At 65.6% G+C, this 23,278-nt stretch carries 21 protein-coding genes; 13 read left to right on the top strand and 8 right to left on the bottom strand.

Annotated elements, in window-relative coordinates; translation table 11 throughout:
• The first annotated feature begins 10 nt into the window (after positions 1-10).
• Both ACQR1I_RS23325 and ACQR1I_RS23320 read left to right on the top strand, forming a co-directional pair.
• Positions 11-1,114 (top strand): J domain-containing protein, encoded by a 1,104-nt coding sequence (locus ACQR1I_RS23325; RefSeq protein ID WP_434868269.1) that lies wholly within the window; start codon positions 11-13, stop codon positions 1,112-1,114.
• Positions 1,115-1,244: 130 nt separating this feature from the next.
• A complete protein-coding gene (locus ACQR1I_RS23320; protein ID WP_434868270.1) occupies positions 1,245-1,583 on the top strand; it encodes an antibiotic biosynthesis monooxygenase family protein in 339 nt (112 codons plus the stop codon).
• Between the two features lie 63 nt (positions 1,584-1,646).
• Here the strand turns inward: ACQR1I_RS23320 and ACQR1I_RS23315 are convergent, their stop codons facing one another.
• Positions 1,647-3,161 carry an acetyl-CoA acetyltransferase gene (locus ACQR1I_RS23315; protein WP_434868271.1) on the bottom strand — a complete coding sequence of 505 codons (1,515 nt, stop codon included), beginning with the start codon at positions 3,159-3,161 and terminating at the stop codon, positions 1,647-1,649.
• 181 nt (positions 3,162-3,342) lie between these two features.
• On the opposite strand from ACQR1I_RS23315, the gene yghU reads away from it, so the two are divergent.
• The 3 genes from yghU (at position 3,343) to ACQR1I_RS23300 (ending at position 6,373) form a co-directional block, all read left to right on the top strand.
• Positions 3,343-4,218, top strand: a complete 876-nt coding sequence (gene yghU / locus ACQR1I_RS23310; RefSeq protein ID WP_434868272.1) for a glutathione-dependent disulfide-bond oxidoreductase — start codon at positions 3,343-3,345, stop codon at positions 4,216-4,218.
• A gap of 620 nt (positions 4,219-4,838) precedes the next feature.
• Positions 4,839-6,038, top strand: a complete 1,200-nt coding sequence (locus ACQR1I_RS23305) for a molybdopterin-dependent oxidoreductase (protein WP_434868273.1) — start codon at positions 4,839-4,841, stop codon at positions 6,036-6,038.
• Between the two features lie 5 nt (positions 6,039-6,043).
• Positions 6,044-6,373 (top strand): cytochrome c, encoded by a 330-nt coding sequence (locus ACQR1I_RS23300; protein ID WP_434868274.1) that lies wholly within the window; start codon positions 6,044-6,046, stop codon positions 6,371-6,373.
• An 18-nt stretch (positions 6,374-6,391) separates the two neighbouring features.
• Here the strand turns inward: ACQR1I_RS23300 and ACQR1I_RS23295 are convergent, their stop codons facing one another.
• Positions 6,392-7,003 carry a flavin reductase family protein gene (locus ACQR1I_RS23295; protein WP_434868275.1) on the bottom strand — a complete coding sequence of 204 codons (612 nt, stop codon included), beginning with the start codon at positions 7,001-7,003 and terminating at the stop codon, positions 6,392-6,394.
• A 178-nt stretch (positions 7,004-7,181) separates the two neighbouring features.
• On the opposite strand from ACQR1I_RS23295, the gene ACQR1I_RS23290 reads away from it, so the two are divergent.
• Positions 7,182-7,472, top strand: coding sequence for a hypothetical protein (locus ACQR1I_RS23290; protein ID WP_434868276.1), 291 nt, complete (start codon positions 7,182-7,184; stop codon positions 7,470-7,472).
• A gap of 72 nt (positions 7,473-7,544) precedes the next feature.
• On the opposite strand, the gene ACQR1I_RS23285 is transcribed toward ACQR1I_RS23290, so the two are convergent.
• Positions 7,545-8,378, bottom strand: coding sequence for an alpha/beta hydrolase (locus ACQR1I_RS23285; protein ID WP_434868277.1), 834 nt, complete (start codon positions 8,376-8,378; stop codon positions 7,545-7,547).
• 168 nt (positions 8,379-8,546) lie between these two features.
• Complete coding sequence (locus ACQR1I_RS23280; protein WP_434868278.1) at positions 8,547-9,326, bottom strand: SDR family NAD(P)-dependent oxidoreductase; 780 nt, start codon at positions 9,324-9,326, stop codon at positions 8,547-8,549.
• A gap of 164 nt (positions 9,327-9,490) precedes the next feature.
• Here ACQR1I_RS23280 and ACQR1I_RS23275 point away from each other — a divergent pair, with 164 nt between their 5' ends.
• From ACQR1I_RS23275 to ACQR1I_RS23265, 3 genes are read left to right on the top strand one after another with little or no spacing between them, the layout of a single operon-like run.
• Positions 9,491-10,285, top strand: coding sequence for an enoyl-CoA hydratase/isomerase (locus ACQR1I_RS23275; RefSeq protein ID WP_434868279.1), 795 nt, complete (start codon positions 9,491-9,493; stop codon positions 10,283-10,285).
• A complete protein-coding gene (locus tag ACQR1I_RS23270; RefSeq protein ID WP_434868280.1) occupies positions 10,282-11,271 on the top strand; it encodes a phosphotransferase family protein in 990 nt (329 codons plus the stop codon). The genes ACQR1I_RS23275 and ACQR1I_RS23270 overlap by 4 nt, the downstream gene beginning before the upstream one ends.
• Positions 11,271-11,657 carry a DUF6285 domain-containing protein gene (locus ACQR1I_RS23265; RefSeq protein ID WP_434868281.1) on the top strand — a complete coding sequence of 129 codons (387 nt, stop codon included), beginning with the start codon at positions 11,271-11,273 and terminating at the stop codon, positions 11,655-11,657. Before ACQR1I_RS23270 ends, ACQR1I_RS23265 begins: the two co-directional genes overlap by 1 nt.
• Before the next feature lie 244 nt (positions 11,658-11,901).
• Here ACQR1I_RS23265 and ACQR1I_RS23260 read toward each other — a convergent pair whose 3' ends face one another.
• Positions 11,902-12,681: an enoyl-CoA hydratase-related protein gene (locus tag ACQR1I_RS23260; protein ID WP_434868282.1), complete on the bottom strand. Its 780-nt coding sequence runs from the start codon at positions 12,679-12,681 to the stop codon at positions 11,902-11,904.
• A gap of 160 nt (positions 12,682-12,841) precedes the next feature.
• Here ACQR1I_RS23260 and ACQR1I_RS23255 point away from each other — a divergent pair, with 160 nt between their 5' ends.
• Entirely contained in the window at positions 12,842-14,116 is a 1,275-nt protein-coding gene (locus ACQR1I_RS23255; RefSeq protein ID WP_434868283.1) for an acyl-CoA dehydrogenase family protein, read from the top strand.
• A gap of 190 nt (positions 14,117-14,306) precedes the next feature.
• Here ACQR1I_RS23255 and ACQR1I_RS23250 read toward each other — a convergent pair whose 3' ends face one another.
• Complete coding sequence (locus ACQR1I_RS23250) at positions 14,307-15,887, bottom strand: fatty acid--CoA ligase (RefSeq protein ID WP_434868284.1); 1,581 nt, start codon at positions 15,885-15,887, stop codon at positions 14,307-14,309.
• 126 nt (positions 15,888-16,013) lie between these two features.
• Complete coding sequence (locus ACQR1I_RS23245; protein WP_434868285.1) at positions 16,014-16,889, bottom strand: SDR family oxidoreductase; 876 nt, start codon at positions 16,887-16,889, stop codon at positions 16,014-16,016.
• 101 nt (positions 16,890-16,990) lie between these two features.
• Here ACQR1I_RS23245 and ACQR1I_RS23240 point away from each other — a divergent pair, with 101 nt between their 5' ends.
• The 3 genes from ACQR1I_RS23240 (at position 16,991) to ppc (ending at position 22,267) form a co-directional block, all read left to right on the top strand.
• Positions 16,991-17,800, top strand: coding sequence for a crotonase/enoyl-CoA hydratase family protein (locus tag ACQR1I_RS23240; RefSeq protein WP_434868286.1), 810 nt, complete (start codon positions 16,991-16,993; stop codon positions 17,798-17,800).
• Between the two features lie 9 nt (positions 17,801-17,809).
• Complete coding sequence (locus ACQR1I_RS23235) at positions 17,810-19,354, top strand: acyl-CoA synthetase (RefSeq protein ID WP_434868287.1); 1,545 nt, start codon at positions 17,810-17,812, stop codon at positions 19,352-19,354.
• A gap of 129 nt (positions 19,355-19,483) precedes the next feature.
• Positions 19,484-22,267, top strand: coding sequence for a phosphoenolpyruvate carboxylase (gene ppc / locus ACQR1I_RS23230; protein ID WP_434868288.1), 2,784 nt, complete (start codon positions 19,484-19,486; stop codon positions 22,265-22,267).
• A gap of 683 nt (positions 22,268-22,950) precedes the next feature.
• Here the strand turns inward: ppc and ACQR1I_RS23225 are convergent.
• On the bottom strand, positions 22,951-23,244 hold the full coding sequence (locus tag ACQR1I_RS23225; RefSeq protein WP_434868289.1) for a hypothetical protein: 294 nt from the start codon (positions 23,242-23,244) through the stop codon (positions 22,951-22,953).
• Positions 23,245-23,278: the final 34 nt, after the last annotated feature.

Below are 23,278 nucleotides of genomic sequence, written 5' to 3'. Positions count from 1 at the left end.
GGGCCGAGCCATGAGGACGCATTACGAGGTGCTCGGCGTCTCGCCGCGCGCCGATCTCGACACGATCAAGCGGGCGTTCCGCCAGGCCGCCAAGGCCCATCATCCCGACCTGAAGGGCGGAGGCGACGCGGCGTCGGAGCACGAGCTCAAGATGATCATCGTCGCCTACAAAGTGCTGCGCGATCGCGATCTGCGCGCCGAGTACGACGCTGATCTGGCAGACAAGCGTCAACGCGCCCGGCGCGAGCGCTGGGACGCGATCCTGCAGTTCACCGCCGCCACGGCCGTGCTCAGCGCCATCCTGATCGGGCTGGAGATCCTGCTGCTGCCGTCAATGGGGGACTGGCTCGGCCGGCCACAGACAACGCGCTCGGTCACGCAGCAGCCACCCTCTGCACCGCCGCCTGCGGCGCCGCGCGACATTGCCGCGGCGCCTCCCGTTCAGGACACCGCCAGCGTCGCGAATCCGATTGCCAAACCAACGGCGCCTGAGACCCCTCTGCCGCCTGCCATTGCTGAGCCCAAGCCAGCCGAGGCGGTCGCGGCGACGGCTCCGACCACCGCCGCGTCGTTCCTGAAGCGGGCGCTGGAACGCAGCCGGCAGGGCGATCTCGATCGCGCGGTCGCCGATTTCGACGAAGCGATCCAGCTCGCGCCGCGCAATGCCGACATCTATCGCTATCGCGCCAAGGACCTCGGGCGTCTCGGCCGGTGGGACCTGGCGCTGGCCGACTACGACAGCGCCATCCGGCTGGATCCGTCCAACCCGGCGCTGTTTCGCGACCGCGGCCTCGCGCTTCAGCAGAAGGGCGAACTCGACGAGGCGCTGGTCGATCTCGATCGCGCCGTGCGCATGAGCTTCAGAGATGCCGAGCTGTACAGCGACCGTGGCGCGGTGTGGTTGGCGAAAGGCCGCTACGACCGGGCGCTCGCCGACTTCAACCAGGCGCTCAAGCTTAGCCCGGGCCTGGCGATCGCCGCAGCCCGTCGCGACGAGGCGCTCGAGCGCAAGCGCGAGCAGCAGCTCGCGGGTGACGAGCGCGCGCGTCCGTCAGCGCCGGAGACCACCGGCACGCTGCCGGTCAATGCGGCGCCGGGCGCCAGCGGGCGCTGAGACGATGCCGGTTGCGTGATGCGCGTGCCGAAATCCACGCCGCGGTGCGCAGCGTTCTGCTGACGGCCGTCTGCCTGCCGATCGGGTCGGAGCGGTGTGAGATCCAGGTTCGTCATCCCATGATCACGCCATGAGCGTCTACGTCTCCGTCACCGGCTTCCGTCCGCATCGCGGCCTCGTGCGCCGCGTCCGCTTCTGGTGGCATACGCTGCGCGCGGTGCGTCAGGCGCGCAAGGCCCCTGGTAATCTCCGCGTCGAGCTCCGCCCAGTGGACGGGATCTATCACACGCTGACGGTCTGGACCGACGAGGCCAGCATGCGCGCCTATGTCAGAAGCGGCGCGCACCGCCGCGCGATGAGCGGCTTCCGTGACCTCGGCGGCGGCAGGACACTCGGCTTTGCGGCGGACGCCGATCCCGGCTGGGATGCGGCCTATGCGCGATGGCAGCGAGAGGCGCGGGAGGTGTGAGCGATCAATCTCATCGCGTCACGTCCACCGTTATTGGACCATTCCATCGTCGATGAGGAGCAACTAATTCGCGGTCCACTCAGGTACGCCGTCGGCCGCCATGGTGATGGTGCCGAGCGCGCCGACCGGGGTGCTGTCCAGATTCATCAGGCGCGCCAGCGTGGCCGTATCCTGCGCAGGGACGCGCGCGAGCGTGCGGGTGTCCTGCTCGGTGCGCAGCATGACCACGCCATGCTCGACCTGGCCGTTGCGGTCATGCAACGTGGTGAAGCTTTCGACCTTGCCGTGACCGCCGGCCTCGGTGACGAAATCCGGCGCCGTTGCGCGATGCCGGTCGGCCTCGGCCTGGACGCTGACATCCTGCGACAGCACCGATGGCGGCTCGCGCGAGATCACCAGCGCATGATGCTTGGTGACGAAGCCGCCTTGGCCATACAGCAAGCCGCGCTTGGCGCCGCCGCCGCGCAGCCGCCGCACCATCGCGCAGGCCGCATGCGTCATGTAGGTGTTGAGCGGCGCGCCGAAGAAGGTCAGCCCGCCCGTCACGGTGGGCTCGACGTCGGCGCCGAGCCCGAGCGTTCGCCGCGCCATCTTCGGCACGCAGGGAAAGCAGCTGTAGAGCTCAATGACGTCGAACGCCGTGCCCGTGCCGCCGACCAGATTCATCGCGGCCTGCAGCACCGCATTCTGCGGATGGCTCTCGGCGAACTGATCGCGCGTGAGATAGTCGCGCGGATCCTCGGCCGATGCGCCGCCGAGCGGATAGATCATCCTGGTGTCGGCGATGCCGGCGGCCCGCGCCTTCGCAAGGCTTGTCAGGATCAGCGCCGCGCCCATGTTGACCATGGGATTGGCGACCATCAGCTTGGTGTACGGCCAGGCGATCGGCCGGTTGTCGGGCGACGGCGTCGTGATTTCCTCGGGCGCAAAATGCCGCTTCAGCCAGGCATTCGGATTGTACGCAGCGACCGCCGAGAAGCGCGACCACAGCTCGCCGGATTCGGCGAGCGCCTGCCGCGGCGTCTGACCCCACTTCGCCGCGCTCGCGACCTCGTAGAACGGATAGACCGAGACCGGGCGGAACACGCCGAGTTTGACCGCGAGCGGCTTCTGGAACGCGGCGCCGCGCTTCGGCTCCTCGACATCATGGGCGAACGGCGTCCACGGCAGCTGCACGCCGGCGCGCTCCGCCTTGGTCGCGGTCGACTGCGCCTCCGCGCCGCAGACCACGGCGACCTCGCATTCACCGCGTGCGATCCGCAACGCGGCCTCGTGCAGGAAACGGATCGGGCTCTCGCCGCCGACCGGCCCGTAGTGACAATGCGACGGGTTGATGCCCAGCCGCTGCGCCAGCAATCGCTCGGGATCGCGATAGCGCCAGCTCAGGAAATTGACGACGTCGAGCGAGCCGGCGTCCTGAACCAGCTTGGCGCCGGCGTCGTTTTCCGCCCGGCGGATGGCCTGTTCGAGCAGCGCCAGCGGCTCGAGGCCGTCGCCGATCTCCTTGGGGCGATCGACGATCTCGCCGACGCCGACGATGACGGGAATGCGGTCCGCGGGCAGGGGATTTGCAGTCATCGGCGTTTCCGAGGGCCGGCCCATCAGGGGCCGTCCTTGTTATCTTGTCTCCGTTCTGTCATCGCAGGTTCGACCGCGCAATGCAGAAAATGCGGATGGTGCCCGCGCGCGGCATGGCTTCCGCTTCACGGCATATGCGCTTAAAACCTCTGCATCATTGCCGCTCACGCCGGAGTTATTCGTGTCCGAACAGAACAGCTACGTCCCGCCCAAGGTCTGGACCTGGAACAAGGCGAGCGGTGGCCGCTTCGCCAACATCAACCGGCCGATCGCGGGGCCGACCCACGACAAGGAATTGCCTGTCGGCCGTCATCCCTTGCAGCTCTATTCGCTGGGCACGCCGAACGGCGTCAAGGTCACGGTGATGCTGGAGGAGCTTTTGGCGCTCGGCCATGCCGGCGCGGAATATGACGCTTGGCTCATCCGCATCGGCGAGGGCGATCAGTTCGGCTCCGGCTTCGTCAGCATCAATCCGAATTCCAAGATCCCGGCGCTGCTCGACCGCAGTGGCCCGGAGCCGATCCGCGTGTTCGAGTCCGGCGCCATCCTGGTCTATCTCGCCGAGAAGTTCGGCGCCTTGCTGCCGACCGAGCCGGCCAAGCGCGCCGAATGCCTGTCCTGGCTGTTCTGGCAGATGGGCGCCGCGCCCTATCTCGGCGGCGGCTTCGGCCACTTCTATGCCTATGCGCCGACCAAGATCGAATATGCCATCGACCGCTTCGCGATGGAGGTGAAGCGCCAGCTCGACGTGCTCGACCGGCGTCTTTCGGAAAGCGAATATCTCGCCGGTCCGGACTACACTATCGCCGACATCGCGGTGTGGCCGTGGTACGGCTCGCTGGCCAAGGGCCTGCTGTACGAAGGCGGCGAATTCCTCTCGGTGCAGGACTACAAGAACGTCCAGCGCTGGACCGACCAGATCGCGCAGCGCATCCCGGTGAAGCGCGGCCGCATGGTCAATCGCGTCTCCGGCGATCCCAAGAGCCAGCTCCACGAACGCCACGACGCCAGCGATTTCGACACCAAGACGCAGGACAAGATCGGAGCGGCGGGGTAGGGCACTCCCGCCTTTCACACTGCTGTCATGCCCCGCCATCGGGCTCGCCTTGGCGAGCCCGATGACAGGCTTCGGCGGGGCATCCAGTACGCCGCGGCCCCTCGGTCGATCACAATTGCCTCTGGAATACTGGATCACCCGCTTTCGCGGGTGATGACAGCTGAGTTGTAGGGTGGGCAAAGGCGCTTCACCGCCATCTCGGCGAACACAGTCTCTCGCGCGCCGTGCCCACCGCGCTTCCTCTCCGTCACCGACGGTGGGCGGCTGTGATGGCGTTTGAGGCCGAGCTTCAGCGGGCCGTCATTGCGAGGAGCGCAGCGACGAAGCAATCCAGAGTCGCGCGCGCAGTCCTGGATTGCTTCGCTCGCAATGACGCGGAGAGAGCTGCTGATCCGTCGCTTCGACAGGGTGACCCGCGTCCATACTGCATTGCCCATGCACGGCCGGTTCTTGCCGCAGTGCAGCGGATCGCGATGGATTGATCTCTAGGCAATCACGTCTTTTCTCGGCGCAGCAGAATCGTGCAACTATCATCTGCCTGCGGCTCGGCATGCAGCGCCCCGGACGGCACATCGTGCTGCGATGACCTGGGCGAGAACGACAACTCCGGAGAGAGTTCCATGATCGACAGGCGTGATCTTCTCAAGGGAGCGGGCCTGGCGGCCTTGCTGGGCGGCATTGGCGCTGGGCGCGCGCTGGCTGAGGACATGGTGACGCTGCCCTTCGCCAATGGCGAGCGCCCGCTGGTGAAGTATCCGCAGAAGCGGCCGATGATCGGGCTGACCAGCCGGCCGCCGCAACTCGAGACGCCGTTCGCGGTGTTCAATGACAGCGTGATCACGCCGAACAACGCTTTCTTCGTGCGCTATCATCTGGCGGGCCTGCCCTACGATCTCGATCCGGACAAGTTCACGCTGGAGATCAACGGCAAGGTCGACAAGCCGCTCAAGCTGTCGCTCAAGGACATCAGAAAGATGAAGGCGACGGAGATCGTCGCCGTCAATCAATGCTCCGGCAACAGCCGCGGCTTCTTCGAGCCGCGCGTCGCCGGCGGCCAGCTCGGCAATGGCGCCATGGGCAATGCGCGCTGGCGCGGCGTGCCGCTGAAGACCGTTCTCGAGATGGCGGGTGTCCAGGCCGGCGCCAAGCAGGTCACCTTCGGCGGCATGGATGCCCCGGTCATCGACAAGACGCCCGACTTCGTCAAGGCGCTCGACCTCGATCATGCCATGAACGGCGAAGTGATGCTCGCCTATGGCATGAACGGGGAGGATCTGCCGTTCCTGAACGGCTTTCCGCTGCGCCTGATCGTTCCCGGCTACTACGGCACCTATTGGGTCAAGCACCTCAACGAGATCACCGTCATCGACAGCGTCTTCGACGGCTTCTGGATGAAATCGGCCTATCGCATTCCGGACACGCCGAACAATGCCGTCGAGCCCGGCACGGCGCCGAAAGCGACGATCCCGATCAATCGCTTCACGGTCCGCTCCTTCATCACCAGCGTGAGCGACGGGGCGAAGCTGAAGACCGGCACGGCGACGCTGCGTGGCATCGCATTCGACGGCGGCAGCGGGATCAAGCAGGTCGCGGTCTCGACCGATGGCGGCCAGACCTGGACCGACGCCAAGCTCGGCAAGGACCTCGGAAAATATTCCTTCCGCGAGTGGAAGCTGCCGGTGAAGCTTGCTGCGGGCTCCCATGATCTGAAGGTGCGGGCCACCAGCAATTCCGGCGAGACCCAGCCGGATACGCCGCGCTGGAATCCGGCCGGCTATCTGCGCAATGTCGTCGAGACCGTCCGCGTCACGGCCGCCTGAGGAGAATGACCATGCAACGCACGTCTTTCCTCCTCGCCATGCTGGCCGTCGTGCTTGGCTGCCTCGCCGGCAGCCCCGTCTCGCTCACGGCGGCACCGGTCAACTACAAGGTTCCGCAGGAGACGGCGGTCTTGAAGCCAGGGCCTGATCTCGCCGTCGCGCAAGGCAATTGCACGGCCTGTCACTCCGCCGACTACATCAGGACGCAGCCGCCGATGAAGAACAAGAAGGAGTTCTGGCAGGCCGAGGTCACCAAGATGATCAAGGTCTATGGCGCGCCGATCGCCGAGGCCGATGTCGGCAAGATCGTCGATTATCTCACGGCGGCCTACTGACGCCGTCGCTGCAGGCGATTAAGGCGCACCCTTGGCCGGCGGGAAATCCATCCGGTCGTTGGTGCGGCAATAGCGGTCGGCGAACATGCGCCCGACCGGGTGGAACAGCTCCATCTCGACCCGCATCTTCGCGCTGTCCCAGAGCTCGTCGCGGATGTGGAAGGCGAGGCCCTCGCCGAGCACCAGCACGCGGTCGCCATTGACGTCGATCAGCTGCCAGGTTCTGCATTCCATCGCGAACGGCGCATCGGCCAGCCGCGGTACGCCGATCATGCGCGAGGGCGCGAGCTTGAGGCCGAGGTGATCGGGCTCACCGATCTCGGGCGGGAAGTCGCCGCCGGTCTCGTGCATCGCCTCCGCCAGCGGCTCGTCGGTGATGTGCACGACGAACTCACCGGCGCGGCGAATGTTGACGAGCGTGTCCTTGACCCGGCCGTCGGGCCGCAGATTGATCGCGAACACGCAGAGCGGCGGGTCCTCGCCCATCGCGTTGAAGAACGAGAACGGCGCGGCATTGACGACCCCGGTCTCGCCCTTGGTCGTGACCCAGGCGATCGGCCGCGGCAGCACGAAGGAGGTCAGGATCTTGTAGCGCTCGCGCGGGCTGAGATCGGTCGACAGGTATTCCATGGTTTTGCCTCTGATCGGTCAAGTCGGCCGAGGTTAGTCAGCTGTGACGCAATGCGGAAGCGGATAAAGCGGGCAGCGGCTGCGTGCCTGCACGGCGCCGCGAAATTCCATGTTTCCGGGAACGGCTCGGAGAGCCCCACGTTCGAACAGCACAGCAACGACAAAAGGAGGTTACGCCATGAAACCGATGATCAGCCTGATCGCGTGTGCGTTCGTCGTCTCGGCCACCTCGGCCTTGGCGCAGGGCGGCCAGCAGCCGACCAATCCACCGAGCGCGCAGAACTCGGGAGCGGGCATTCAGGGAGCCGCGGGCAACAAGAATGGCCCCGCGGCAACAAGCTCGGGCACGGTGGGCTCGACCTCGACCATCAATCAGCAGAATCCGAACGTCAGCGCCCAGGATCCCTCGAACATCAAGGGCATGCCGGGCAACAAGAACGGCCCGCCGGCCAAGAAGCCGCAGGACTGATAAATCGGGTCAGATGGCAGCTGCGCCGTGGCGCAGCTGCCATGCACCAATTCGCAAAGCCGCTGCGCCTTGTCAGGGCAGCGCCGCGCCCGCATTGTTCACGATCAGATTGTCCGTGTCCGCCGGTGCCAGCTCGCTGGTCGCATCGCCGCCGAGGAACTTGTCGAGCGTCGCCTGGATCCGCTCGCGCGCCGTGTACGGACCGCGATCGCTCATCCAGGTATGCTGGAACTCGGTCTTGATGATGTCGATGCCGCTCTTTACCCCAAGGTGCTTGGGCAGCACGTCAGGATCGGTCTTGAATTGCGGATCGTCCGAGCGGAACGACAGGATCTTCAGCTTGTCGCGAACGACGAAGGGAACGCGAAGATTGTCGAGCGTCACTACCTGGGACACGATGTCCGGATGCTCCTTGGCGAAATACATCGCGGTGTCGCCGCCGTTGGAATGGCCGACCAGGGTCAGATGGTCATAGTTCGCGTTGGGATGCCGCTTCTTCATCTCGCGGAGCACGCAGAGGATGTTGGCCTCGCCCTTCTTGTAGACGTCGAGCCGGCCGACATAGGGCAGTCCGACCTTGGTGACGAGCGGCGGATCCGTCGGCAGGTCCTGCTGGACGCTGGCAACCAAGTAGCCGCGGGCAGCAAAGACGTTGGCGAGGAAGGAGTACTCGGTGTTCTTCACCGTGTTGCCGTTGCTGATGATCGCGACCGGCAGCCGCCACAGGCCGGCATTGGCCTTCATCTCGTAGTCCTTGCGCACGGCGACGTCGACCGTGATCGGCCGCTGCCGCTCGGCGTCGTAGAACTCACGGCTCTCGTGCTGGATGCCCCACTTGGCGATGGCGAAATAGCCGGCCACAGTCAGGGCAGACACACAGGCCAAAACCGTCAGGCCGCGCTTCATGACTTCCTTCCCCTTGCGTTCTCCTCGTCATGTGATGCGGGACAACGCCGAGGTCACGAGGGCGTGGCAGCCGGGGACGGATTAAATTTCGGAAATCTTGGAATATTCGCCGGGAACAAATCCGGGTCCGGTGGACCGACGCATCGATCCACCGGGATCCCGGGCGGGTCAGAACGCGGTGTAGCCGCCGTCGATCACGAAGCAGTCGGCGGTGTGATAGGACGAGGCCTTGCTCATCAGGTACACGGCGATGCCGCCGAAATCCGACGGCTCGCCGAAGCGGCGCACCGGAATGCGCGGCATCACGTTGGCGACGAACTTCTCGTTGCCCATGATGCCGGCGGTCATGTCGCTCTTGATCCAGCCCGGCAGGATCGCGTTCGCCGTGACGCCGTAGCGCGCAAGCTCCACGGCAAGCGCCCGGCACAGCGCGTTGAGCGCGGCCTTGGTCCCCGCATAATGCTCGTTGCGCGCGGTGCCGAACAGCGACGCGAGGCTCGAGGTCGCGACCAGCCGACCGAAGGCATCGCCGGACTCCGCCCGCGCCGTCATGTGCCGCGCGGCGGCCTGGAATGCGTGGAAGACGCCGTCGAGATTGGTCGCGAACATCTTGCGCCACTCTTCCTCGCTGCGCTCGATGAAGGGCTTGCGGCCGCCGCCGCCGATGCCGGCATTCGCGAAGCAGCCGTCGACGCGGCCGAACGTTTCCAGCGTGCCTTTCATCGCCTCAGCGACGGAAGCGGCACTGGTGACGTCGCAAATTCGGGTGTCGACCTTGCCGGGACCCGCGGCCATCGAAGCCGCGGCCGCCTTGTTCTTCTCCGCGTTGCGGCCCCAGATCGAGACGTTGCAGCCACTGGACGCAAGTGCCTGGGCGATGCCGAGGCCTATGCCTCCATTGCCGCCGGTGATGACGGCCACACGGCCGGTAAGATCGAACATGGTCATGAGCGCTTCCGTGGATGTGAGCGCGCTATCAGCGCTTCGGTTATTTGGATGACGCAACCATGGACAAGCGAAGCGCAAAAATCAAATATGCCGCACGAACCGGGCTGCGCGTCGAATTTCCGCGGCGAAGAATGCAGCGATCGAACAGCACTTGAGAGGAAACCATGCAGTTCAAGCACGTCACGCTCGATTTCGACGGGCCCGTCGCCGTCCTCACGCTCGATCATCAGGAGGTCATGAACGCGGTCTCGATCGACATGCTGGGCGGCCTCGCCGAGGCGCTCGATGAGATCGATGAAAAGAAGGCGGACGTGCGCTGCCTGGTCGTGACCGGCGCCGGCCGCGCGTTCTGCACCGGCGCCAATCTGCAGGGCCGCAATGCGCAGGCCAAGCCTGGCCGCAGCAACGCCGGCGCTGCGCTCGAGACCGCCTTCCATCCGTTCCTGCGCCGCCTGCGCAACCTGCATTGCCCGATCGTGACGTCGGTGAACGGCCCGGCTGCCGGCGCCGGCATGAGCTTCGCGCTGATGGGCGACATGATCCTGTGCGCGAAGTCCGCCTACTTCCTGCAGGCCTTCCGTCGCATCGGCCTCGTCCCCGATTGCGGCTCGACCTGGCTGTTGCCGCGCCTCGTCGGCAAGGCGCGGGCGATCGAGCTGTCGCTGCTCGGCGAGAAGCTGCCGGCCGAGACGGCGCTGCAATGGGGCCTCGTCAACCGCGTCTATGACGACGCGGCTCTGAAAGAGGAGACGATGAAGCTCGCGCACGATCTTGCCAACGGCCCGACGGTGGCGCTGGCGCAGATCCGCCGGCTGTATTGGGAGAGCCCGGAGAACTCGTTCGAGGAGCAGCTCAACGAGGAATTCCAGTCGCAGCGCATCGCCGGCTCCACCGCCGATTTCAAGGAGGGCGTCACCGCGTTCCTCGAAAAGCGTCCGGCCAAGTTCAAGGGCCAATGATCGAGACCGAGCTGTCCCGCTGCGTCGCTTCGTTCATGCCGGGCGCGACCGGCGTGCGGGGCGCTGCAAAGCTCTCCGGCGGCGCCAGCCAGGAGACTTGGCGGTTCGACATCATTCATCCCGGCGGCGACGTCGGCGCCATCCTGCGCCGCTCGCCGAAGGGCTATGGCGCCGCGCCGGGACGCGCCGCCGGCCTCGACAACGAGGCGGCCTTGATGCGGCTTGCGCATGCGGCCGGCGTGCCGTCGCCCGAGGTGCTGCACGTGCTGATGCCGGCCGACGATCTCGGCACCGGCTTCATCATGCGCCGGGTCGACGGCGAGACGATCGCGCGCAAGATTCTGCGCGATGCTGAATTCGCCGAGGCCAGGCCACGGCTGGCGCGCCAGCTCGGCGGTATCGCCGCCGGCATTCACGGCATTCCGCGCCACGCCTTGCCCGCGTTGCGTGAGATGAATACGACGAACGAGATCGCGGAGCTTGCGCGCGAATATCGCAGCTTCGACTGGCCGCGCCCGGTATTCGATCTGGCGCTGCGCTGGCTGTCGCAGAACGATCCCGGTCCCTCGGACGAGGTGGCCCTGGTGCACGGCGATTTCCGCAACGGCAATCTGATCATCGGATCCGATGGCGTGCGCGCGGTGCTCGACTGGGAGCTCGCACATCTCGGCGATCCCATGGAGGATCTCGGCTGGATCTGCGTCAACTCCTGGCGCTTCGGCGAGATCGACAAGCCCGTCGGCGGCTTTGGATCGCGCGCGGAGCTGTTCGCCGGCTACGAGGCTACCGGGCGCAGGGTCGATCCTGACCGCGTGAAATTCTGGGAGGTCATGGGCACGTTGCGCTGGGGCGTGATGTGCTGCGGCATGATGCAGCGGTTTCGCGCCGGTCCCGACCACTCGATGGAGCGCGCGATGATTGGTCGCCGCGCCTCGGAGACCGAGATCGATCTGCTGCGATTGCTGGCGCCGCGAGGAGAGGGCTGATGCAGGACGAGCCGAGGCCGGATGAGCTGGTGAAAGCGGTCGCAGACTTCCTGCGCGACGACATCGCGCCGCTGATCTCGGGACATCAGGCTTTCAAGCTGCGCGTCGGCATCAACGCGCTGGATCTCGTCGTCCGGCAGCTGACGCAGGCGGCGCCGGCGGACGCGGCGGAGCATGCGCGGTTGAAGGAACTGCTTGGGCAGGAGGGCACGTTGCTCGATCTCAATCGTGTGCTTGCCGAGCAGATTGCGAGCGGCGCCATCGACCTCGCGACGCCAGGGCTCAAGAATCACCTCTGGCAGACGACGCTCGACAAGCTCGCCGTCGACCAGCCGAACTATGCGTCCTACAAGCGCGAGGCGGGGAGGGGCACCGACGATGCCTAGATCTCCGCGGTCATTGCGAGGAGCGCAAGCGACGAAGCAATCCAGACTGTTTCGGCGGAGACAGTCTGGATTGCTTCGCTTCGCTCGCAATGACCGCGTTGAGAGCCGGGCAAGTCTCTCGATAACATCCGGTGTCATTCCGGGGCGCGACGCAGTCGCGAGCCCGGAATCCATAACCACGATCAGGAGTATGGATTCCGGGCTCGCGCTGCGCGCGCCCCGGAATGACGACCTCAGTCAGAACTCACCGCCCGAGCCATTTCGGCGCGCGCTTCTCGGAGAACGCCTTGGGTCCCTCGATGTAGTCCTGCGAGTGCATCATCGCCTGCACCGCCGGATAGTCCCGCTGCTCGGTGATGGCCTGCTGCAGCGACACCGCGAGGCCCTTCTCGATGGCCTGCTTGGAGGCGCGGATCGACATCGGCGAGTTCTTGGCAATGGTCTCGGCCCAGCGCTCCGCCGCTGCCAGCGCCTCGCCCTGCGGCACCACCTCGTTGACGAAGCCAAGCTCGTGGCCTTCGCGCGCGCCGACATGGCGTCCCGTGAGGATCATGCCCATCGCGCGCTTCGTGCCGATCTGGCGCGGCAGCCGCTGCAGGCCGCCGGCGAGCGCGGCGAGGCCGACGCGCGGCTCGGGCAGCGCGAAGGTCGCATTCTCCGAGGCGATGATCAGATCGCATGCCAGCGCGATCTCGAAGCCGCCGCCCATCGCGACGCCGTTGACGGCGGCGATCAGCGGCTTGTCGCAGTCGAAACGCGAGGTGAGGCCGCCGAAGCCGCTGCGGCCCCAGCCGCGCTTGCCGCCGGCCGCCTGCCATTTCAAATCGTTGCCGGCGCAGAACGCCTTGTCGCCTTCGCCGGTCACGATCGCGACCCATTGCTCGGGATCGGCTGCGAAGCCGTCGAACACCGCCTCGAGCTCGTAATGTGCGTCTGTATGCAGCGCGTTGTAGACCTCTGGCCGCGCCAGGGTCACGATCGTAACCGGTCCCTTGCGCGTGACCTTCGAGAATTTCAGCTCCATCGGCCGTTCCTCCTGTTTTCTGATTGGCAACGTTGCGCGAGCTTAGCGCCTGCGCTGCATCTGCAGTCATCCAAATACGCGACCGCGCTGCGCGCCACAAGCACGCGGCGGAGGGCTGACCTGATCAAGAGCAACAACGACACGCACAGGGAGACACGCTATGGATTTTTCTTTGCCCAAGGAACTGGTCGCCTATCTCGACGAGCTCGATCGCTTCATCGAAGCCGAGATCAAGCCGCTCGAGCAGGCCGACGACAACATCCGCTTCTTCGATCATCGCCGCGAATGGGCGCGGACGGACTTCGAGAATGGCGGCCTGCCGCGGCATGACTGGGAGCAGCTGCTGCGCAAGGCCAAGGACCGCGCCGACGCGGCCGGGCACCTGCGCTTCGCGATCCCGAAGCGCTATGGCGGCAAGGACGGCTCCAACCTCTGGATGGCCGTCATCCGCGAGCACTTTGCCTCCAAGGGCCTCGGGCTGCACAACGACCTGCAGAACGAGCACTCGATCGTCGGCAATCTACCGATCGTCACCATGCTCGACCGTTATGGCCGCGACGACCAGAAGGCGATGATCGACGGCTCGATCACCGGCAAGTACCGCATCACCTTCGGTCTCACCGAGCCGCATCACGGCTCGGATGCGACCCATATGGAGACCAAGGCCGTTCCGGCCACGCGCAACAACGTAAAGGGCTGGTTGATCAACGGCGAGAAGATGTGGACGACGGGGATGCACGTCGCCACCCACTGCGCGTTGTTCGCGCGCACCTCGGGAAATGACGGCGATGCGCGCGGCATCACCTGCTTCCTGGTGCCGGCCAAGGCCGAAGGCGTGAAGGTCGAGGAGTATCTCTGGACCTTCAACATGCCGACCGACCATCCGCGCGTCAGCTTCACCGACGTGTTCGTGCCGGAGGACGCCCTGTTCGGCGAGGTCGGGCGCGGGCTGTCGTTGGCGCAGTGCTTCGTGCACGAGAACCGCATCCGCCAAGCGGCGAGCTCGCTCGGCGCGGCTGTGTTCTGCATCAATGAGAGCGTCAACTATGCGCGCGAGCGCAAGCCGTTCGGCAAGGCGCTGGCCGAGAACCAGGCGATCCAGTGGCCGCTGGTCGAATTGGCCACGCAAGCCGAGATGCTGCGGCTGCTGATCCGCAAGACCGCGTGGGAGATGGACCAGCTCACCCAGGCGCAGGTCGAGCACACGCTCTCCGACAAGGTCTCGATGTGCAACTACTGGGCTAACCGCCTGTGCTGCGAGGCCGCCGACCGCGCCATCCAGGTTCATGGCGGCATGGGTTATTCGCGCCACAAGCCGTTCGAGCACATCTATCGCCACCACCGCCGCTACCGTATCACCGAAGGCAGCGAGGAGATCCAGATGCGCAAGGTGGCGGGCTTCCTGTTTGGTTACATGGGGGTGAACAAGAGGTGAGGTGGTCGTAATTCGAAGACCGTCTTCGCAAGCGTCGGCGTAGCAATCCAGACCTGTCACGTGGCCCCTGGATTGCTTCGGCGCAAGGGCGCCTCGCAATGACGGCGTCGAGAGAGTGCACGCTCTCTCCACGTCATCGCGAGCGTCAGCGAAGCGATCCGGAATGTATCGCCGCGAAAGGTCTGCACCGTTAGTTCACCTGCCGATCCTTGCCTACCCAATACGGGTCACGCAGATTTCGCCGCAGGATCTTGCCCGAGGGATTGCGTGGGAGGGCATCGAGGAAGTCGACGCTCTTCGGGGTCTTGAAGCCGGCGATGCGGGTGCGGGTGAAGGTGATGATGTCGGTCTCGGTGGCGCGCTTGCCCGGCTTCATGACGACGATGGCCTTGACGGCTTCGCCCCATTTGTCGTCGGGAATGCCGATCACGGCGGCCTCGGCGACATCGGGATGATCGCAGATCGCGCTCTCGACCTCCGCGGGGTAGATGTTCTCGCCGCCGGAGATGATCATGTCCTTGATGCGGTCGTGGATGTAGACGTAGCCGTCCTCGTCCATGTAGCCGGCGTCACCCGTGCGCAGCCAGCCGTCCTTGCCGAGCGTGCGCGCGGTCGCTTCCGGCAGATTCCAGTAGCCGGCCATGTTGGAGCCGGAGCGCGTGGCGATCTCGCCGACCTCGCGCGGCGGCAGCGGATTGCCGTTGGCATCGATGATCGCGACCTCGATGCCGGGCAGCGGCTTGCCGGCCGAACGCATCCGCTCCAGCCCCTCGACGTGGTCCTCCGGCGGCAGCGCGATGATGGTGCCGGTGGTCTCGGTCATACCGTACATCTGCACGAAGCCGCATTTGAAGACGTCGATGCACTCCTTCAGCAGCGCCGCAGGGATCGGCGAGGCGCCGTACAGCATGTATTTCAGCCGTGAGAAATCGACCTGCCGCGCGCGCGGCTGCCGTACCACGAACTGCATCGCCGCGGGCACCATGAACAGCTTGGTGATCCCCGACTGCTCGAAGAAGTCGAGAATCTTGGTGGGATCGAACTCGCGGGCGATGACGCCGCGGGCGCCGTGGTACAGGCTCATCAGGCCCCAGCCGGAGCCGCCGATGTGGAAGATCGGCATCGCGATCAGCGACACGTCATTGGTCGACCATTTGTTCCAGTCCGGCTTTTCCTCGGGGTTGCCGGTGTTGACCAGGTTCAGGAAGTTCGCATGCGACAGCATTGCGCCTTTTGGCTTGCCGGTCGTGCCTGACGTGTAGAGCTGCAGCGCGATGTCCTTGGGCGTGATGACGACGCCAGGATCATCCGTGCTCTGCGCGTCGCGCCAGGACGTGTAGTCCTGCCATTCCGGCGCGCCGCCTTCGGTGGTGATGACGTGCCGCACGCTCGGAATCTGGTCGCGGATGGCACGGATCAACGTAATGAATTCGGGCCCGACGAACAGGGCAGGCGCCTTGCAGTCCTCGACGATGAAGGCGACTTCGGGACCGGCGAGCCGCCAGTTCACCGGCGCCATCACGACATTGGCCTTCATGGCGCCGACCAGGAGCTCGAAATAGCTGTCGCTGTTCTTGCCGAAATAGGCGATCCGCTCGTGCGGCTTGATGCCGAGCGCGATGAGCGCATGTGCGACCTGGTTGGCCTTGCGGTCGAACTCGGCGAAGCTGGTGATCCGCCCCTCGAACTCATAGGCGGTGGCGGAGCCGAGTGCCTGCGCCTGCTTGCGCACGACGTCGACGAGCGTCGACGCTGCCGTCGTGACGGACATGTTTCCCCTCCGATTGTGCCGTGTTCTTCGTTATTTGTCTCTTCCCCGCTCCGGATTGCGACGGAGCGGCCATCGTGCATTCAGTCTACAGGTCGCGCCGCGCTGATCAACAGTGTGCTTGCGCCGTCAGCTCGTGCGCGTGGCGCGATCCTTCTCGTTCTGCGCCTTGATCGACTCCTTGGCCTTGGTCCAGTCGTCGTCGCTCCAGTCGCGCAGCTGATAGAAATTGCCGCCCATCGCCAGCGCCTGCGCGCCGTCCATCGCGATGGTCTCGCCATTGATCCAGTTGCAGCCGCCGGAAATCAGGAACACCGCAAGGTTCTGCAATTCCTCCATGGTACCGACGCGGCCCATCGGGTTCATCGCCTTGGTGCGTGCGCCGGCCTCGTCACCGGGCTTGATGCGCTTGCTCATGCCCTCCGTCGGGATCTCGCCGGGCGCGATGGTGTTGAGGCGGATGCCGTAGCGGCCCCACTCGGTCGCGAGCGACATCGTCATGGCGTGGATCGCCGACTTGCTCATCGCCGACGGCACCACATAGGGCGAGCCATTGCGCACCCAGGTCACCGTGATCGAGACGACGTTGCCCGGCTGCTTCGCCGCGATCCAGCGCTTGCCGACGGCGTGCGTGACGTAGAAGGTGCCATGCATGACGATGTTCGCGACTGCATCGAAGCCGCGCGGGCTCAATTCCTCAGTGCGGGAAATGAAGTTGCCGGCGGCGTTGTTGATGAGGTCGGTTAGGCCGCCCTCCTGGAAGATCGCCTCGACCATCTCCTCGACCGCCATCGCGTTGCGGATGTCGACGCCATGGCTCGTCACGCGACCGCCATAGAGGTCCATCAGTTCGGTCGCGGTCTCGTCGCACACGATTTTCCGCCGGCCGCAAATATGCACCTCGGCGCCGAGCTGGAGAAAGCGCGCGGCCATCGCCTTGCCGAGGCCGGTGCCGCCGCCGGTCACCAGAATGCGCCGGCCTTCCAGGAGATTGTCCTTGAACATGGGAGTTTCCGCCTGACATGTTGTGACTTAATTGGTCGATTGACTAAATCGCTCCGACAGCCTTCTGTAAAGTCACAAAGACATTCGTGAGGAGACGCTCGATGGACAACCGCATCGCAATCGAGATCAAGGACGGCGTCGCCGATGTCCGCCTGGTCCGCGCCGACAAGATGAATGCGCTCGATCAGGAGATGTTTGCGGCGTTGGTGGCGGCGACCGAGCGGCTGTCGAACGAGAAGGGGCTGCGCGCGGTGGTGCTGTCCGGCGAGGGCCGCGCGTTCTGCGCCGGGCTCGACATGGGCCGCTTCGCGGCGATGAAGGAGTCCGGAGGCAATGGTATCGCTGGAGGCGAGAAGCGTGACCTCACCGTTCGCACCCACGGCAAGGCCAACTTCGCGCAGCAGGCGGTGTGGGGCTGGCGTCAGCTGCCGGTGCCGGTGATTGCTGCGGTGCATGGCGTCGCGTATGGCGGCGGCTTCCAGCTCGCGCTGGGTGCCGACATGCGCTACGTCGCGCCTGATACCAAGATGTCGATCATGGAGATCAAGTGGGGGCTGGTGCCGGACATGGCGGGCACGCCGATCCTGGCGACCTTGATGCGCGACGACATCCTGCGCGAGCTGACCTATACCGGCCGTGTGTTCTCGCCGGAGGAGGGGCAGGCCTACGGCCTCGTCACCCGCATCTGCTCCGATCCACGCGCGGCTGCGCTGGAGACGGCGCGCGAGATCGCGGCTAAGAATCCCGACGCGATCCGCGCCGCCAAGCGGATGCTGAACAACCTCTCGGTCGATCCGGGCCCGGCGCTGCTCGCGGAATCGGTCGAGCAGCAGAAACTGATCGGCAGCGCCAACCAGCTCGAATCGGTGCGGGCGAATATCGAAAAGCGCGCGCCGAAGTTTGCGGATTAGAAGGCATTGATGAGCGACACCTCCCTGTTCTGTGGCATCATCTCCGGCGAGCGCCGGCGCAGCCACGGCGAGATCGCCGATCGTGCGGCGCGGATCGCGAGCGGTCTCGCGCAGCTCGGCGTCCGCCAGGGCGATTGCGTCTGCATGCTGATGCGCAACGACATCGCCTTCATCGAGGCGGCCTATGGCGCGATGCGGCTCGGGGCCTATGGCGTGCCGGTGAACTGGCATTTCAAGCCGGAGGAGATCGACTACATCCTGAAGGACTCCGTGACGAAGGTCCTGATTGGCCACGCCGACCTGCTGCATCAGCTTGCAGGCGTGGTGCCGGCCGGCGTGACCGTGCTCAGCGTGCCGACCCCGCCGGAGATCCTGTCGAACTATCGGATCGATCCCGACCTGCTCGCGACACCGGCCTTCGCGATCGAGCTGGAAGGATGGCTGGCGCAGCAGAGCCCTTACAACGGGCCGCAGGTGCCGCAGCCGCAGAACATGATCTATACTTCCGGCACGACAGGACATCCGAAGGGCGTCCGGCGCAACGCGCCGTCGCTGGAACAGGCCGCCTCCGCCGAGCGGATGCGGGCGCTGATCTACGGCCTGAAGCCTGGTGCGCGCGCGTTGCTGCCGGGGCCGCTGTATCATTCGGCGCCGAACGCGTTCGGCCTGCGCGCCGGCCGGCTCGGCGGCGCGCTGGTGCTGATGCCGCGCTTCGAGCCGGAGGAGTTCCTTCGCGTCATCGAGGCCGAGCGGATCGATACCATCTTCATGGTGCCGACGATGTTCATCCGGCTGATGAAGCTGCCCGAGGAGATCCGGCGCCGCAGCGACGTATCCTCGCTGCGTCACGTCATCCACGCGGCGGCGCCGTGCCCGGCCGACGTCAAGCGCGCGATGATCGAGTGGTGGGGACCCGTCATCTACGAGTTCTACGGCTCGACCGAATCGGGCGCCGTGACCTTCGCCACCTCCGAGGATGCGCTGCGCAAGCCCGGGACCGTCGGCAAGGTCTCGCCGGGAGCGGAGCTGCGCTTCCTGGGTGAGGACGGCCGCATTCTGCCGCAGGGCGAGGTCGGCGAGATCTATTCGCGCATGCCGGGCAATCCGGATTTCACCTATCACAACAAGCCGGACAAGCGTGCCGAGATCGACCGCGACGGCTTCATCACCTCGGGCGACATCGGCTACATCGACGCCGACGGTTACGTCTTTCTCTGCGACCGCAAGCGCGACATGGTGATCTCCGGCGGCGTCAACATCTATCCGGCGGAAATCGAGGCTGTGCTGCACGCCGTTCCCGGCGTCCATGATTGCGCCGTCTTCGGCATCCCCGACGCCGAGTTCGGCGAGGCGCTGATGGCCGTGGTCGAACCGCAGCCCGGGGTGACGCTGGACATCGGCGAGATCAAGGCACGGCTGAAAGCCTCGCTGGCCGACTACAAGGTGCCCAGGCACATCGAAATCCACGACAAATTGCCGCGCGAGGATTCCGGCAAGATCTTCAAGCGGCGGCTGCGCGATCCCTATTGGGAGCGGGCGGGGCGGCAGATCTGATGCGTCCGGCTGCGACAGGAGACAAGGCCAGCATCGAATAGGGCAGGCGACGCCTCTTTCTTGATCTTGCGCTGCAATACAGATACGGCAGACTGACCCGTAAATGGGCAGCTGCTGGAGAGCGCATCCATGTCGCCGCAAGCCATACCAGAGGACATTCGTCCCAACCGCGCCGCCGAGGCGCAGGCCATGGAGGAGGACGCGCGGCTTCGCGACGATATCCGCTTGCTCGGCCGAATCCTCGGCGACACCGTTCGCGACCAGGAGGGCGCCGATGTCTTCGATCTCGTCGAGCTGATACGCCAGACCTCGGTGCGCTTCCACCGTGACGAGGACCGCCAGGCGCGCCGCGAGCTGGAGCAGATCCTCGACGGCATGACGACCGCGGAGACCGTCCGCATCGTCCGCGCCTTCAGCTATTTCTCCCACCTCGCCAACATCGCCGAGGACCAGAACAACATCCGCCGCATGCGCGCCAGGAGCGATGCCAATGGCGGCAATGGCATGCTGGCGGCGACGCTGGGGCACGCCAAGGCTGCGGGCTTCGAGGCGGCCGAGCTGCGCAAGTTCTTCTCGACTGCGCTGGTCAGCCCGGTGCTGACCGCGCATCCGACCGAGGTGCGGCGCAAGAGCACGATGGATCGCGAGATGGAGGTCGCGATGCTGCTCGACCGCCGCGAGCGGATGCAGCTGACGCCCGAGGAGCGTGAGGCCAATGACGAGGCGCTGCGCCGCGCCGTGCTCACGCTGTGGCAGACCAACCTGCTTCGCCGGACCAAGCTCACGGTGCTCGACGAGGTCACCAACGGGCTGTCGTTCTACGACTACACCTTCCTGCGCGAGGTGCCGCGGCTGCTGTGCTCGCTGGAGGATCGCCTCAACGACGGCGCCGAGGTTGCCGGCGATCTCGCGTCCTTCCTGCGCATGGGCAGCTGGATCGGCGGTGATCGCGACGGCAATCCGTTCGTGACCGCCGATGTGATGCGCGGAACGCTCAAGCTGCAATCCAGCCTCGCGCTTCACTATTACCTCGAGGAGCTGCACCTGCTCGGCAGCGAGCTGTCGATGGCGGCGCACCTCGCCGATGTCTCCGAGGAGCTGCGGGCGCTGGCCGAGCGCTCGCCCGACACCTCGCCCCACCGCAGCGGCGAGCCGTATCGTCTCGCGGTGTCCGGCATCTATGCGCGGCTGGCGGCGACCGCGAAGAAGCTCGGCATCCAGATCAGCCGTCTGCCGGTAGCAGCGGTCGAGCCGTATCACAGCGTCAAGGAGCTGCAGGACGATCTCGACGTGCTGCATCGCTCGCTGATCGCCAACAATGCCGAGGTGATCGCGCGTGGTCGGCTGCGGATGCTCCGTCGCGCGGTCGACTGCTTCGGCTTCCATCTGGCGCGGCTCGACATCCGCCAGAACTCGGCGGTGCACGAGCGCACCGTGGCCGAGCTGATCGACACCGCGATGCCCGGCATGTCCTACATGGCGCTGAGCGAGGACGCGCGCGTCGGCCTGCTGGTCAGCGAGCTGCGCAATGCCCGGCCGCTGGTGTCGCAGTTCGTCAAATACAGCGATGAGACGGTCGGTGAGCTCGCGCTGTTCCGCGCCGCCGCCGAGGCGCATGCCACGTTCGGGGCCGACGTCATCTGCCAGTGCATCATCTCGATGTGCAAGGGCATGTCGGACATGCTCGAGGTCGCCCTGCTGCTGAAAGAGGTCGGCCTGATCGATCCGGCAGGCCGCTGTGGCGTCAACATCGTGCCGCTGTTCGAGACCATCGAGGACCTGCAGGCCTCCAGCGGCATCATGGACCGCATGCTGGCGCTGCACGATTATCGCCGCCTGGTCGACAGCCGCGGCGCCGTGCAGGAGGTGATGCTCGGCTATTCCGACAGCAACAAGGATGGCGGTTTCGTCACCTCGGGCTGGGAGCTCTACAAGGCCGAGATTGGTCTCGTCGAAATCTTCGAGCGCCACGGCATCCGGCTCAGGCTATTCCACGGCCGCGGCGGCTCGGTCGGCCGTGGCGGCGGCCCGAGCTATGACGCCATCATTGCCCAGCCCGGCGGCGCCGTGAGCGGCCAGATCCGCATCACCGAGCAGGGCGAGATCATCTCGAGCAAATATTCGAACGCCGAGGTCGGGCGCAACAATCTGGAGATCCTCGCGGCGGCGACGCTGGAGGCGAGCCTGCTGCATCCGCGGCAGCCGGCGCCGAAGCGCGAGTATCTTACGGCTATGGACCGGCTCTCGGAGTTGGCCTTCAAGGCCTATCGCGGTCTGGTCTATGAGACCGACGGCTTCGTCGATTATTTCTGGGCCTCGACCGTCATCAACGAGATCGCCACGCTCAACATCGGCAGCCGCCCGGCGTCGCGCAAGAAGACCCGCGCGATCGAGGATCTGCGCGCCATCCCCTGGGTGTTCTCCTGGGCGCAGTGCCGGCTGATGCTGCCGGGCTGGTATGGCTTCGGCAGCGCGGTCGAGACCTGGGTCGCTGAAAATCCGGAGCAGGGCATGCCGTTCCTGCGCGAGCTGTATCAGGAATGGCCGTTCTTCCGCATGCTGCTGTCGAACATGGACATGGTGCTCGCCAAGAGCTCGATCGCGATCGCCTCGCGCTATGCCGAACTGGTTCCGGACGAGACGCTGCGCGAAAAGATCTTCGGCCGCATCCGCCGTGAATGGAATCTGGTGATCGAGACCTTGCTCGACATTACCGGCCAGGAGCGCCTCCTGCAGGGCAACCCGCTGCTGGAGCGCTCGGTGCGCAACCGCTTCCCCTATCTCGATCCGCTCAACCACGTTCAGGTCGAACTGCTGAAGGAGCACCGTGCCCAGAACCCGGACGAGCAGGTGCTGCGCGGGATTCAGCTCACGATCAACGGCATCTCGGCGGGGTTGCGGAATACGGGGTAGCCCGGGACCGCGGCCACAAACTCCCTGTCGTCCCGGCGAACGCCGGGACCCATACCCCCAGGGAGGAGTTTGGGGCAGCCAAGTAGTTGGCATCTCGCGCATCACATCCGCTGCGGCGTATGGGTCCCGGGTCGGCGCCGCGACGCGCTGCGCGTGTCACGGCTTGCCCGGGACGACGGCTGTGGGTGGGGTGGCTTCACAATCTCAAACAGCGGTCGACATACGATCTCATTCCCGCGGCGCGTTGCGCCCGGGGGCATGCGGCGAACGTCCCTTACGAGAGTGCAAGGGCGCGGGGAATGCCGGGTGAAGGCCTCACCCATGGCCCGCCTGCGAAAAAAATGCAGGCGGCAGGTACCACAGGTTCAGCCGAACATCCGGCATTCCCCGCGCGATGTCTTCACGCTTATACGCGATCTCCCCGGTGTGCCGGCTCGTAGACACCGTCGCCCGGGCGATGAACTGGGCATCACCACGGACTTGACGCCTGCTTCGGGGCGCCAGGACCACGCGATTTCACGTCCGCAACGGAGCCGTTCGTCGGCGCATCCCTTCGGACACGCTGTGGCCCATCGCGGCATCGCATCCCCGCCTCGCGTGTCGTGACGATCGCGCGCTACGCCCCTTGCTCGAGGCGGGATGGCGAGAGGAAATCATGATTTCCGAAAAAGCGCAAGATATTTTTATTTATCGGAAATTTTCAGCTGCGGCTTCCCTGCCATCGCGGCCTGCCACGAACGAGGGCAATCGCGCACGATGATCTGGGCGTTGTGCTCTCCTGTCTCAACGCCGTCATGGCCGGGCTTGTCCCGGCCATCCACGCCGTTCGGCATCCTGGGCCCGACGTGGATGCCCGGGACAAGCCCGGGCATGACGGAGAAACGAATTGGCAGGGTTGCTCGTCGCGACTTCATTGGCAATTGCCATCCAATGACCACATCGCAGTGGCGCGACTTATCAACGATCACCGTGGTCATTCCGGGGCAAGGCCGCAGGCCTTGAACGCGGAAT

This window comes from Bradyrhizobium sp. HKCCYLS2038 (genome assembly GCF_051167655.1).
In the GTDB taxonomy this organism is placed as follows: domain Bacteria; phylum Pseudomonadota; class Alphaproteobacteria; order Rhizobiales; family Xanthobacteraceae; genus Bradyrhizobium.
This window is presented reverse-complemented; position numbering and strand designations above follow the sequence as displayed.